The organism is Giesbergeria anulus, from assembly GCF_900111115.1.
In the GTDB taxonomy this organism is placed as follows: Bacteria; Pseudomonadota; Gammaproteobacteria; order Burkholderiales; family Burkholderiaceae_C; genus Simplicispira; species Simplicispira anulus.
Window position 1 is genome coordinate 119,131 of the sequence record NZ_FOGD01000005.1, and the last position, 13,164, is coordinate 132,294.

Here is a 13,164-nt window from a genome sequence, read left to right on the forward strand (position 1 = left end):
CCTTGGTTTATTGCTTGAGGGCAGCAGAGAACACCGGCTCTGTTGCGCTGGATTCGGGGCGTAGGGCCTGCATGTAGGCCACTGGCGAACGGTTGGGGGCGTTTTCTTGCCAAAAGCCCATCGTCAGCATCGGATGTACGCCATGCTTTTGCATCGCGGCCACATCAAAGGTTTGCACCCAGTGGCGCTCCTCGTCGGTCAGGGCATAGCGTTCGAGCAGCTTGTCGCTCTCTTCTTTAAAACGCTGCTTGATGCTGCGGTCAATGCACAGTTGGTACAGCAGCTTTTCCACCACATTGCGGCTCATGGAGTGATTCCTCTTAAGCGCAAAAATCGCGCACCAGTTGCAAGAAGCGGGCGCGGTGCTCGGTTTGCACCCAGTGGCCGCACTGACCGAACAGATGGAATTCAGCCTTGGGAATGGCGTTGGCCAACATCCAGCCGCATTGCACCGGCACCACCTTGTCTTCGCGGCCATGCAGCACCAGCGTGGGCGCTTGCACCTTGGCTAGCACGGCTTCAGGGAAGCCTTTGAGGACGGTCGGGCCATCCGGGTTGGGCTTGGGGATGAGCTGGCTCAGGGCCTCTTGCGCGCCGGGGCGGGCGCTGGCCTCGTAGCGGGTGCGGATCATCTCTTCGGTGATGATGGATTGGTCGTACGGGAACAGGCGCATCGTGCGTTCCATGTTCTCCATCGACGGTTCGTACTCGGTGGCCGAACGCAGGCCGGGGGTTTGCTCAAACTCGCCCGCAGGGGTGCCCAGCAGCACCAGCTTCTCAACACGGTCGGGGGCAAAGGTAGCCAAACCAATGGCCAGCGCACCACCAAACGAGTTACCCACAAACGAGGCTTTGTCGATACCCAGCGCATCCAAGATACCCAGCAGATGGCGCACCCACAGCTTCATGTCGTACTTGCTGTCGGACTTGAACTCGGTAAAACCAAAACCGGCAATGTCGGGGGCAATCACGCGGAACTGGTCAGCCAAATCGGGCATGACCTTGCTCCAGTTCGTCCACGCCGAAACGCCGGGGCCGGAGCCGTGCAACAGAAACAGCGGCTTGCCCATGCCCGCCTCTAGGTAGTTGGTCTGGTGATCGGCGGCGACCACGGTCTTGCCGATGCCGGGGTGATGGCTCATGAAATTTCCTCCATACAGATGTGTATGTGTATGGAGCGCGATTTTGATTTATCTCAAACTCTGACTGGACAGGGTATTCCCTAGTGCAGCTTGATTTTTATACAATTTCTTTTTAAAAACAAATGGTTGCTTATCAATTTTGATAATTCCCAAGCGAAAAAGTACAGCTTTCTGCCCTACCACGGCAAAGGCCCTAGGGGTAGGCAGGGTGGGGGGCCGTCCCTAGAATGACGCCCCACCTTGTGTCTTCCCACGCCATGCCCCACCCACCTGCTTCTTCTGCCGATGCTGCACACGATGTTTCGGCGTCGGCCCCCGCCAAAGTCCAGCTCACTCCAGCAGACTGGATTGCCGCCGCCACCCATGTGCTGCGCGATAAAAGTATTGATGCGGTGCGTGTAGATGTGCTGGCAAAAGTGCTCAACGTCACGCGGGGTAGCTTTTACTGGCACTTTAAAGACCGCAACGACTTGTTAGAGCGCGTGCTGCAACGCTGGCGCGATGCAGCCACCGAGCAGATCATCGAGCGCTTTGAAAAAACGCCGCCCGAGCAGCGCATCCGTGAGTTCTTAACACTGCCCTTTCGTGGCCAAACCGCGCAAAACTCGGCCTCGATAGAGCTGGCTATCCGTGCTTGGGCGCGGCGCGACGCACTGGCCCGCCAAGCGGTAGAGACCATCGACAGTCACCGCCTAGCCTACATCGCCCAATGCTTTGGCGAACTGGGCTTTAGCCCTGAAGAGGCCAAAATGCGCGCGTTTTTGGTCTATGGCTACATGGTGAATGAATCGCTGCTGCGCACCCAAGGCAATGAGCAAGAGCGCTACGCCCGCCGCGCGTTTGTTGAGCGCACCGTGCTGGCACGTTGAGAATACTGACAGCCGCTAACGGGGCGATACTGGCGACTTGTGCCCCCACCTTTCTAGGCAACGCCAAAGCATCCACGCAAACGCTACAGCACACAGGGCCAAGGCCAATCCACTGCTGATCCAAAAAGTGGCTGCTGAAGGCTGCGCGGGCCACGGGCCCACACCGTGGTAGGCCAAGGCGTAGCCACCGCCCAGCCCCGCACACCACAGCAGCACGCTATAGACCAGCAGCGGTGCCACGGTGATGCCATAGCAGCGCAATGCAAACAGGCAAAAGCATTGCACTGCATCGAGCAGATGGTAAAGCGCCACCCAACCCAGCAACTGCGCCGCCAGTGCCACCACTGCCGGGTGTTCAGAATACAAACTAGCAATAGAGCCTTTAAAGCCCCACACTGCCACTGTGAGCACACAAGCCATCAGTGCGACCAGCCCAAAGCCGGTCAGGGCGGCATGGCGGGCATGGGCCTCTTGGCCCGCGCCACGCCAAAAGCTGATGCGGGCGCTGGCGGCAATCGCCAGCGACAGCGGCACCATGTAGAGCACGGCAGCCAAGTTGGCCGCAATCTGGTGGGCACCTGCTGCTGTGGTGCCTTGGCGGGCAATGAACAATGCCATCAGCGTGAACGAGGTCACCTCCACCAGCACCGTCAGCCCGGCAGGCACGCCCAAGCGCAAAAACCGCCACAATTGCAGCACATCGGGGCGCTCTAAGCGCTGCCACAGGTGCAAGGGCAAGTAAATTTCTTGCGTGCGCGACAGCCAAACGGCCAAGCTGAGCATGGCCGCATACACCACTAGCGTGGCCCAAGCACAGCCCACGGCGCCCAATGCTGGCACGCCCAAGCCGCCAAAAGTCCACCACACCGACAGCAGCACCTTGAGCGGCAGTGCCAACACCTGAATCCACGTAATCAGCCGGGGATGACCAATGGCTTGGTTCAGGGTACTAAACAGCCGAAACAGCAAGGTCAAAGGCAAGGCCAAAGCCAACACGCCCAAATACTGGCCCACCATAGGATGCAGTAGCGCGGGCACTTGGGCCGCTGCCAGCAAAGGCTCTGGGTGCTGGAGCACTGCCGCCCCCAGCGCTGCGGCCAGCAGCCCCAAATACAGGGACTGGCGAAACGAGACCCCCATGCGCGTATTTTGCTGCGCCCCACGCAACTGGGCCCAGACCGGCAACAAAGCTTGTAACACCCCGACCAGCCCTACTGAGATACTAAGAAAAATGGCCGAAGCTACCGACAGCGCCGCCAGCGACGCCTCGGCATGGCGTCCGGCCACGATGGTGTCGGTGATGCCAAAGGCCATTACTGCCAGTTGCCCCACCAGCACCGTGCCCGCATGGCGCGCAATGGTGGCAAGGTCAGACCAGCGCTGGGGCATGGGGGGCTGGGGTACAGCAGGGGAGGGGACATTCATGCGGGCGCGCTTCTCCATCTCAAGGATGCAGGCCCGCCACGGCGGCCAACAAGGGCGCTGGCGACACAGCCGTGGGCGACTGAAACGGATTGCCCTGCACCAGCACGATGGCCGCCGTGGGCGCGGCGGCCAGCGCAAACAACAACACCGCCACCAATGCGGCGCGCGGCTGCGTGACATGCACCACCGCAATCGACAGCAACGTGACCAAGCCTAAAAAGCCCATTGCTAGCCATTTGAGCGGATTGACATGCGTTTGGCTCAGGCCCGCACGCACATCGCGCTGATCGCGTGTGCTCATCACCTGATCGAGCATCAGCTTTTGCACCACGGCCCCAGCACTGGCTGCGGTAGTGGGGCTGGCCAGCAGCGTCAACAAAGCATCAGCGTGCTGCGCAACACTGGTACTGCTGCGCCGCTGGGCCAGCAAAGGCCACTCGCTGGCGCTGGCTTGGGCGTAGGCCACGGTGGCCGTTTGCACCTGTTGGCGCAACGGCGGAGCCAGCGTACCCGACAGAGCGGCCAAACTGCGCAGCGCATCGGCCTCTTTAAACACTGCATTGGCGGCACGGTCGCGGGCGCTCCAAGTGTCATTGGCTAAAAAAGCCAGCGTCAGGCCAAACAGCACACTGATGACATTGATAAAAGGCGGTGCCACACCGCTCAGTGTGCCCAGCCAAGGGCCGGTACGCGGATGGTGCAAGCCACGCTGGACCAACGCGGCAGCCAAGCAAGTGCCAGCCACCGCCAACCCGGCATAGCCATAGTGGTCATACATTGACCAATCAGCCGTCAAGTGCAACAGAATGTCAGATTGTTGTTCATCCATGGGCAATTAAGTAAGCAAATGTAAGTGAATCCAAAGAAAATTATTGATAATTTCCTTGGCCGTGCTCATGCGTACAAGCGTCTGCATGCTTCATACCTGTGTTGGTTAGGGAGAAAACTCATGCGATTTGATGATATGCGGGTATCGCATAAGTTGTGGGGCGCGATTTTTGGCTTAGTGCTGGTGATGATGGCAGCCCTCTTTTTTATGCAGCAACGGGCCAACACAGCCATGGTGCAAGTGCTGCGCGATATAGCCCACCATGAAGAGATGATTACCTTGGCAACGCGCTGGGAGGGCCTGACCGAAGTAGTAGTAGAGCGTATCGCTGCCACGATCACAATTGAAAACCCCGAAGTCACCAATGCCCTGAACCAACGTTCTGCCGCTAACTCGGCCAGAGTCAATGAAACACAGGCCCGCATCCGTGAGTTGGCGACTTCCGAGCAAGACAAGCAGGCACTAGAGAAAATAGGCCATGCCCGCACTGCTACCTTGGCACTGTTCAAAAAAATTCCGGAGATCAAAGCCAACGGCAACATGGAGACGGTCGTCAGATTTTCTAACGAGCAGTTTTTGCCCGCCGCAGCGCGCTATGTGGGTGCCCTGCGCGAGTTTGTACAACTGCAAGAAACGCAACGCGATACACGACTACAGCAGGCTGAAGAGGCCCGCCAGCACAGCACTTGGCTGGGGGTGGGTGTAGCGGCGCTGGTGTCGCTAGTAGCCGTGCTGCTGTCGTTGGCGCTAGTGCGCTCCATCACCGACCCTCTGCATCATGTGGTGAAAGTGGCCCAGACTATTGGAGCTGGCGACTTGGCACAAACAATACAAACGCAACGCCAAGACGAGTTTGGTGATTTGATACGCGCCTTTACCCAGATGTCCGAACGCCTGCGCAGCTTGGTGGCCGAAGTGCGCGCTGGTGTCGATTCGGTATCTGCAGCGGCAGGACAAATTGCCAATGGCAACCACGACCTCTCAGCACGCACCGAGCAAACCGCCGCCAATTTACAGGAAACAGCGGCTAGCATGGAGCAGCTCACGGCCACCGTCACCCAATCAGTGGATACGGCACGCCAAGCCAACCAGCTAGCCAGTACGGCAGCGCAATCGGCCCAGCGCGGTGGTGAGGTCGTCAATCAGGTGGTCAGCAGCATGCAGCAAATCACCGATAGTTCGCGCAAAATTGCCGACATCATCAGCGTCATTGATGGCATTGCCTTTCAAACCAATATTTTGGCGCTCAATGCAGCGGTAGAAGCGGCACGCGCGGGCGAGCAAGGCCGGGGTTTTGCCGTGGTGGCCTCTGAGGTACGCAGCCTGGCTGGGCGCAGTGCTGCAGCAGCCAAAGAGATCAAGGCACTGATTGATACCTCGGTGGCTAATGTCGAGGCTGGCTCGCAACAAGTAGCCCAAGCGGGCCAGAGCATGAGTGAAATTGTCAGCAGTGTGCAACGCGTCAGCGACCTGATCGGCGAGATCACTGCCTCATCTACAGAGCAGCGCGATGGCATTGCCCAAGTCAATGTAGCCGTGACCAAACTAGACCAAATGACGCAGCAAAACGCGGCGCTGGTCGAAGAGTCTGCCGCCGCCGCCAGCGCTATGCGCGATCAGGCACAACACCTGTCGAAGGTGGTGTCTGTGTTTAACGTTGGTGCATCTTTGGCCGCCAGTCCAGCCAGCACCAGCAGCGCACCACGTCGCCCCGCTGCCTCACCACCCGTACGGGCCAAAGCCGTGTCCGCGCCAGCAGCACGCACCACTGCGCGGCCAGCGGTGGCAGCACCAGCACAGCCTAGCGCACCGCCCAAGGCAGCGCCTGCGCGCATTGCTCCACCAGCGCCCGCACTAGCGCACCGCAGCACCACGAGTGCAGACGACGACTGGGAAAGTTTCTAAGCACGGGGCTTAGGCACCCCCAACGTAAGGGTTACTTTGGCGCTCACGGCCAAAGGTGCTCTCAGGGCCATGGCCTGGAACAAACACGGTTTGATTGCCCATCGGCCACAGGCGCTGGGTGATGCTGTGAATCAATTGTTCGTGGTTGCCTTGCGGAAAATCGGTGCGGCCAATGCTGCCCGCAAACAGCACATCGCCCACAAAAGCGCGGTCAATCTGCGGCGCATGGAACACGACATGGCCCGGCGTGTGGCCGGGGCAGTGGCGCACTTGCACCGTCTCGTTGCCCACAGTCACGGTATCGCCATCGGCCAGCCAGCGCGTAGGCGTAAAAGGCTGGGCGGGTGCAAAGCCAAAGCGCTGGCTTTGCATGGCCAAACCATCAATCCAAAACTGATCGCCAGGGTGCGGCCCCACGATGGGCAAATGCAGGCGCTCGGACAGCTCGCCTGTGCCACCAGCGTGGTCGATATGGGCGTGGGTGAGCCAAAGCTGGGTAAGCGTCAGGCCCAAGCGTTCAATTTCAGCCAACAAGCGATCAATCTCGCCACCGGGGTCAATGATGGCCGCTTGGTGCGTGGCATCGCACCAAACGATAGAGCAGTTTTGCTGAAACGGCGTGACAGGAACGGTCAGGTATTGAAGCATAAGAAGGCGCGGCCAAAGCATGGCGCAGTGTGCAAGGAAAGCAGAACGATAGCGCAAGCTTGCCACAAGCTCCACGGTGTGCGTTGGGCACATGCACATCTCAAGAGGCCCACTCCCCCTAAAGAGAGCAGGAGAGGAACAGACAATTTAGTTATTGCCAAGCAACATCAAGATGATTAAAAATTTCTGTTCAGAATAAATCGTTCTTATGTTCGCATCTGCCAACCCACACGGGGCTGGTTGGATATCTCCATTTCTTTTCTCTACAAAGGTTTTTCATGAGCGCAAACAGCTTGGATCAAGACGTCTCTTCTGTGGCCTATGCACGCCACATTGGTACTGCCGTTTTATACGTTGGCACAGATGGCACTTGGTCGGTAGGCCGTGTCGGACAAAAAGTCAGTGAGTACCAAAGCGTTAAGTTCAACGGCCAAGGTGGCGTCCACGACGACAGCTTCGAGGTCACGGCGCTGGCAGCAGAGTTGCGTAACGATGGTGGCTACGTTTTGTATCTGCAAAGCAACCAAAATCCGGCACAGTTCTTCGAAGCCACCACCGATGCCCAAGGCAACCTCACGGGAGCCAAAGCCCTCAGCAACGCCGAACTGTTTGCCGCCGAAGTGCGCTACGGCATCGACCTAAACTACAACGGCGGGCTGGGTGATGCAATGGTGCTGGTCGATGCTGGCAGCGTTAACCTGTATCTAGACGGCTTGGGAGGCTACCAGTTACAGCAGACCGATGGCAGCTTCCGTCCGTTGCAGTTTGCTGGCCAAGCTGTGACCCTGGACATGCTCGAAGGCTTTGAAATTGAAACCGTGGTACCCAAAACGGGTGGCGGCTACCAGATTTATGTCCGCGATGAGGACGACAATCTGTTTGAATTGGGCACCGATCAGGCTGGTGGCGTCGATGCCGGGACAATCCACACAGTAGGTTCTGCCCAAATAGCAGAACTAGAAAAAAGCTTGGGCGAAGACATCAACGCGGGCGGCGACACACCGGTGGCCGCAGGCTGGACTTCGCTGCTCAAAACAGCTGGAGTCAAAGCACAAGTAGAGGCCCTGACGGCCAACCACGCCAAAATCAACCACGCTGGGCTGGTCAAGATCGTGGATGCGGCCATTGATTCTGCCGGTGGTGCTAACAACCAGATCGGAGCCGATCTGTTCAACGACCTCAAGGCCATTGCAGCCCGTGGCAAAGAGTTGTTTACGGCACCTGATCTGGCAGGCACAGAAACCGGCTATTTGCTGGATGTGTTCAACCAACTGGTCAATGGCTCCAAAGCCAACAATTTCTATACCGGGGGCCAGACGCAAACCCAAACCTTGGGTAACCTCAGCCCCAGCGCCACAGCCAGCACCTTGCAAAAGCTAGAAGCCAAATGGCTGCTGGGCCAAGACCTGCCCAACCCCACCACAGAAGGCGATACCGCCAACCCCAATGCTGCTGCGGCCTCCGGTGTCTACAAAGCATTCAATGCCGAGTTGATCAGCGGCGCTTCTGCATTTGACGTCAATCAGGGCAGTGCTGGCACTTGCTACCTACTGGCGTCGATGGCCGCCGTGGCCCAAGTCAATCCCACCGCCCTCAACAGTGTGTTTGTCGCCAATGGCAGCAGCACTGACGGGTTGCAAACTTGGGGCGTGCGCTTTTTTGACACCAATGGCAAAGTCCATTGGGTCACCGCCAATAACCAGTTTGTCGTTAAAAACCCCGAAGACACCGAAACCGCTTATAGCAAGGTCAAAGGTGTGGACGCTCAGGGCAACCAGACAAAAGAACTGTGGGCACCGCTGCTAGAAAAAGCCTACGCCCAAGCCAATGAATTGCAGATTTTTGGCCGCACTACCCAAACCAACTCTATGCTGGCCATTGAGGGCGGTTTGGCCGAGGCTGTGGTCAATGTAGCCGGTGGCAAAGTGACCACCTTTACCGACGAAGTCACCACCTACAACGGCAACAGCATCCTCCAAACCAGTGTGGTGCCCACCGGCAGCACCGCCTTAGAGCAATACACCAAAGCCATGAATGAGGGCAAGGTGTTGTTTATAGTGTCTGGTGCCACCACCAACGATGCCAACGGTGCCAAGCTGTTTGTGCCCGGCCATGCCTACATGGCCTACGATGCAGATACCAGCAATCCATCTAACACCTCAGTCAAGGTGTACAACCCGTGGGGGGTCTCGGTCTCCACAGCCCAAGAGCCAACACCGACCTATCTGGCCCCGTTTGACATGGATGTGGCCACACTGGTGGGCACCGATGGCATCAGCGTTTGGATCAGCGTTTGATCTGCTAGCGCCTCTGGTGCAAGGCAAGTTGCCATCCTGCCCGCCCTGACCGTAGCGGCGGGCATTGGCTGTTTAGCCAAGCCAGATCAAACAAGGCCCAATGGTTCAGGGCCATCCACTGCACCACCCGACCCAAAAGCTGCCCCACGCTAGCAGCATGGGCTAGTAACTGCGGGGATTATTGGAGCACGTTGGGCAAGGCGGGGTGGCCTTTAGCCCGGCGTGCTTGTTGCCACCCCTGTAGCGCGCCAGCGAGCTGGCGCGACCAATAGAAAACATTTCGGGCATGGCCGTCCTCGTAGAAATGGGCTTGGTGAAGAAATTTCCTGATATCGAGCAACGTCTGGAAATATTTTGACGGAATCAATTGATCCTGCCTCCTGTGTTCTTCTATAACCGCCCCCAGTCGGGCACAATAAAACCCAGAAAATCTATCACTCTCGGGGGATCTCCTATGGTTAGCAGTTTGCGCACGCGCCTCACGCTTTTTAGCATTGCCATCACCACTATTTCTTTGTTGGTGCTCACGGGTGCAATGCTGTGGATGGTGCGCGATCATCTGCTCAAGGCCCAAGATCAACGCATGAGCGAACTGACAAACATTCACGCCGCCGACTTGGCTGCAATGGTCAAGGACAAGCGTAAAGCCACCAGCGCCATTAAAGCGGCAGTGAACACAGCGCAAGACCCTTCGGCACCGGCACCCGACCCGATTCCGATGCTCAAGGTTATCAAAGAGGCAGGCGGACTCGATGGTGCATTTTTTGTCTATTCTGACAAGCGCTTTGCTTTCATCCGCAAGATGCCTGCAGACTTCGATGGTACCCAACGCCCTTGGTACAAGCAGGCAGTGGCAACGGGCGGATCCATCCTGACCGCCCCCTACATCGATATGATTTATAAAAAGCTCACCTTCGCCTTTGCCGAGCCGGTAATGCACAACGGCCAAGTGATTGCGGTGGTGGGCTCGAACATGACCATCGACAGCATCAACCGCACCATCGCTAATATCCACCCTACCGATAAAAGCTTTGCCTTTTTGATCAATGACGATGGAAAAATTTTGGCCTACCCCAAGGCCGATCTGGTGCTCAAGCCGGTATCGGCCATTGCACCCAGCCTCAATACCGAACTGATCCAACAATTGACCCGCCAAGGCGGCTATACCAAGGTCGCTATTGATGGTGCCGACCACATGCTTTATGCAGCCAAGGTCGAGGGCACCCCTTGGCTGTTAGCCATTGGCGTGGACTACAACGAAGCCATGCACCCACTGCACCAGCAGTTGCAGGTGGCTGCCCTCATTGCCGTGCTGTGCGTACTGGCTGCTATCGTGGTGGTAAAAACGGTGGTCGGCAGCCAGTTGCAGCGCCTGACCCGCGTGCGCGACGCCCTGCAAGACATCGCCAGTGGCGAAGGTGACCTGACCCGTCGTATCTCGGAAAGTGGTAACGATGAACTGACACACATTGCCAAAGCGTTCAACCAGTTTGTGGACAAAATGGCCTTGGTGCTACAGCAGATTCGCTCCTCGTCTGACGCTGTGCGCATGGCTTCGCACGAAATTGCCAATGGCAACCAAGACCTGTCTATCCGCACCGAACAGCAAGCCAGCTCCCTGCAACAAACCGCTACCGTAATGGAGGACTTGACCACCACCGTGCAGCAAAACGCCGAAAATGCCCGCCAAGCCAATCAACTAGCTAGTGATGCCTCTCAAATCGCTGCCCACGGCGGACAAGTGGTTGGACAGGTAGTGCAGACCATGGGCGGCATTGACACAGCATCGCGCAAAATTGTGGACATCATTAGCGTGATTGACGGCATTGCCTTCCAGACCAATATCTTGGCGCTCAATGCAGCGGTAGAGGCGGCCCGTGCTGGCGAGCAAGGCCGGGGTTTTGCCGTCGTAGCCGCCGAAGTGCGCACGCTGGCACAGCGCAGTGCCAATGCTGCCAAGGAAATCAAGACCCTGATCGACGCTTCAGTGGCTCAAGTCAATGCCGGCAGTCAATTAGTGCATGATGCCGGGGAGACGATGGAGAAGGTGGTCGAGAGCATCCGCCGTGTCAGTGCCATCGTTGCTGAAATCAGCGCCGCTAGTCAAACGCAGAGCAATGGCATTGCTGGAGTGGGCCAGTCTGTGACGCTGATGGACCAAAGCACGCAGCAAAATGCGGCCTTGGTTGAACAGGCTGCTGCGGCAGCGCAGTCGCTGCAGCAACAAGCCAGCCAGTTGGCTAACGTGGTAGCAGGCTTTAAGTTGTCTGGCGAGCAGTCCCCTGCAATGCAGGTGCCACCAGCGCGGCGCTTACGCTGACAGGCCACTGGGGGTTGCAGTGATGCTGCTCCCAGTGTTTCAGGGCTTTATTGCTTTTGAGGAAATAAGATATGCAACACACCGAAGCCCTCAAATCCATTCGCAATAAAATTGTCCCCCTTTTGCTGTTAGTGCCGATAGCGTTCTTTGGCTTTCACAGCTTTACGCGCATCAAAACCGGCGAGGTGGGGGTGCGGGTAGACTTTTCAAAAGAAGTACAGCCCGGAGAATTATTGCCTGGAAGTTGGAATCAAAACCTGATTGGCACTATTTTGACATTTCCGGTGCGTGATATCACCATCTCACTCGACAACAAAACACCCCTCACCGCTGATAATAGTGCCTTGGCCGATTTTGATATTTCGGTGGTTTATGAGATCAACCCCGGATCGGTGGCCGAGCTATATTCTAAAAAAGCCAAATCGTTTCACCAGATTAGTGATGGTGATTGGTTGCTCATGTACAACTATGTTGGCACGCTGGTTAATAATGCAGCATATAAGGCAATACGCCAATACAAGGCATTGGAAGTAGCCGACAACCGTTCTAAGCTAGAGCAAGAAATCCGCCAGCACGTGGCGGAGCAATTGGCTTCTGAAAAACTAGAAAATGCCATTCATATCACGGTGGTGCAAATTCGCAACGTACAACCCAACGCTGAAATTTTGCGCTCGGCCACCGAGTATGTTCGGGCACAAAACGAATTGCGTGTCAAAGAAACCGAAGTAGAAATCGCCAAAAAAGAATCTGAGCGCATGGCAGCATTGGCAGTCAATAGCGCACAAAGCATTGCTTATATGCAGGCACAAGCACAATTAAAAATTGCCGAAGGTATTGCAGCAGGCAAGGTCAATACCATTGTGGTACCAATGGATTTTCGGGGAATGGTCAATATTGGGGCCAAGAATTAAGCAACGCGACACCACTGCTCAATCAGCCAGTGGATGAGGCAGCGGCTCTAGCGGTGGTGCAGCTTCGTCGTGAGCGCCGGGCAGCACCAAGCGGCCATCGCGCAGCGCTTGCAGCAGCAGGTGTGGCGTCGTGCAGATGTGCGCTTCCAGCGCCAGCGCAGCACGGGCTTCGTGTCCGGCCAAGGCCAGTTCGTAAATTTCGCGGTGCTCGGCATGGACATCGCGCAACAAGCCCGGCAGGCCCATCGCGTAGCGCCGGTAGCGCTCGCTGTGGCGCGACAGCAGGCGCAATACCTTTTGTGTCCACGCTGAGGGGCGGCCATTGAGCAGCGCTTCATGAAAGCGCACGTTTAGCGCTTCCCATTGCGGGCGTTGCGCGGCGCGGATGGGGTAATCGACGGCATTCAGGGCGGCATAACTGGCGTGCAGGGCTTGCCGCCAAGCCTCGCCGCCATAGCGCATGGACTGGCGCAGGCCCTCGGTTTCAATCAGTACGCGCAAGCGCGTGAGTTCTTCTAGGTCTTCGATGGCAATGGGCGTGACGCGAAAGCCGCGCTGGCTTTCGGCAGTCACCAGCGCATCACTGACCAAGCGGGTGACGGCTTCGCGCAGCGTCCCAGCGCCCACGCCGTATTGCTGACGCAAGTGCTCAATGCGCAGCTTACTGCCCGGTGCCAGTTGGCCCTCGATGATGGCATGGCGCAGCCGGTTGTAGGTTTGTTCGGTCAGGGTACGCGAAGGGTCGCTGCCATCATCGGGCATGTCGCTGATCGTATCGGGAAGAAAAAACGCGCGTTTGACCATCAGCACATCCAGAA

The 13,164-nt window shown here is 57.3% G+C and carries 11 protein-coding genes; 5 read left to right on the forward strand and 6 right to left on the reverse strand.

Annotation, left to right across the window (positions count from 1 at the left end; all coding sequences use genetic code 11):
• Positions 1-7: 7 nt before the first annotated feature.
• Positions 8-307, reverse strand: coding sequence for a hypothetical protein (locus BMX55_RS09665; protein WP_091456618.1), 300 nt, complete (start codon positions 305-307; stop codon positions 8-10).
• A gap of 13 nt (positions 308-320) precedes the next feature.
• Positions 321-1,142: an alpha/beta fold hydrolase gene (locus BMX55_RS09670; protein WP_091456621.1), complete on the reverse strand. Its 822-nt coding sequence runs from the start codon at positions 1,140-1,142 to the stop codon at positions 321-323.
• Positions 1,143-1,399: 257 nt separating this feature from the next.
• Between BMX55_RS09670 and BMX55_RS09675 the strand changes: the two genes are divergently transcribed.
• The gene (locus BMX55_RS09675) at positions 1,400-2,011 is read left to right on the forward strand and encodes a TetR/AcrR family transcriptional regulator (protein ID WP_091456624.1); all 612 of its coding nucleotides are present in this window, start codon (positions 1,400-1,402) and stop codon (positions 2,009-2,011) included.
• A 15-nt stretch (positions 2,012-2,026) separates the two neighbouring features.
• On the opposite strand, the gene BMX55_RS09680 is transcribed toward BMX55_RS09675, so the two are convergent.
• Both BMX55_RS09680 and BMX55_RS09685 read right to left on the reverse strand, forming a co-directional pair.
• Positions 2,027-3,436, reverse strand: coding sequence for an MATE family efflux transporter (locus BMX55_RS09680; protein ID WP_245751360.1), 1,410 nt, complete (start codon positions 3,434-3,436; stop codon positions 2,027-2,029).
• A 19-nt stretch (positions 3,437-3,455) separates the two neighbouring features.
• Positions 3,456-4,265, reverse strand: a complete 810-nt coding sequence (locus BMX55_RS09685; protein ID WP_091456627.1) for a bestrophin-like domain — start codon at positions 4,263-4,265, stop codon at positions 3,456-3,458.
• A 120-nt stretch (positions 4,266-4,385) separates the two neighbouring features.
• Between BMX55_RS09685 and BMX55_RS09690 the strand changes: the two genes are divergently transcribed.
• The gene (locus tag BMX55_RS09690; RefSeq protein WP_091456629.1) at positions 4,386-6,170 is read left to right on the forward strand and encodes a methyl-accepting chemotaxis protein; all 1,785 of its coding nucleotides are present in this window, start codon (positions 4,386-4,388) and stop codon (positions 6,168-6,170) included.
• A 9-nt stretch (positions 6,171-6,179) separates the two neighbouring features.
• On the opposite strand, the gene BMX55_RS09695 is transcribed toward BMX55_RS09690, so the two are convergent.
• The gene (locus BMX55_RS09695; protein WP_091456632.1) at positions 6,180-6,818 is read right to left on the reverse strand and encodes an MBL fold metallo-hydrolase; all 639 of its coding nucleotides are present in this window, start codon (positions 6,816-6,818) and stop codon (positions 6,180-6,182) included.
• A 278-nt stretch (positions 6,819-7,096) separates the two neighbouring features.
• Here BMX55_RS09695 and BMX55_RS09700 point away from each other — a divergent pair, with 278 nt between their 5' ends.
• From BMX55_RS09700 to BMX55_RS09710, 3 genes are all read left to right on the forward strand, one after another.
• Positions 7,097-9,115, forward strand: coding sequence for a C2 family cysteine protease (locus tag BMX55_RS09700; protein WP_091456637.1), 2,019 nt, complete (start codon positions 7,097-7,099; stop codon positions 9,113-9,115).
• A 454-nt stretch (positions 9,116-9,569) separates the two neighbouring features.
• Positions 9,570-11,435: a methyl-accepting chemotaxis protein gene (locus BMX55_RS09705; RefSeq protein WP_091456639.1), complete on the forward strand. Its 1,866-nt coding sequence runs from the start codon at positions 9,570-9,572 to the stop codon at positions 11,433-11,435.
• A gap of 71 nt (positions 11,436-11,506) precedes the next feature.
• Positions 11,507-12,346 carry an SPFH domain-containing protein gene (locus tag BMX55_RS09710; RefSeq protein WP_091456642.1) on the forward strand — a complete coding sequence of 280 codons (840 nt, stop codon included), beginning with the start codon at positions 11,507-11,509 and terminating at the stop codon, positions 12,344-12,346.
• A gap of 18 nt (positions 12,347-12,364) precedes the next feature.
• Here the strand turns inward: BMX55_RS09710 and BMX55_RS09715 are convergent, their stop codons facing one another.
• Positions 12,365-13,150, reverse strand: a complete 786-nt coding sequence (locus tag BMX55_RS09715; protein WP_091456647.1) for a GntR family transcriptional regulator — start codon at positions 13,148-13,150, stop codon at positions 12,365-12,367.
• Positions 13,151-13,164 lie beyond the last annotated feature (14 nt).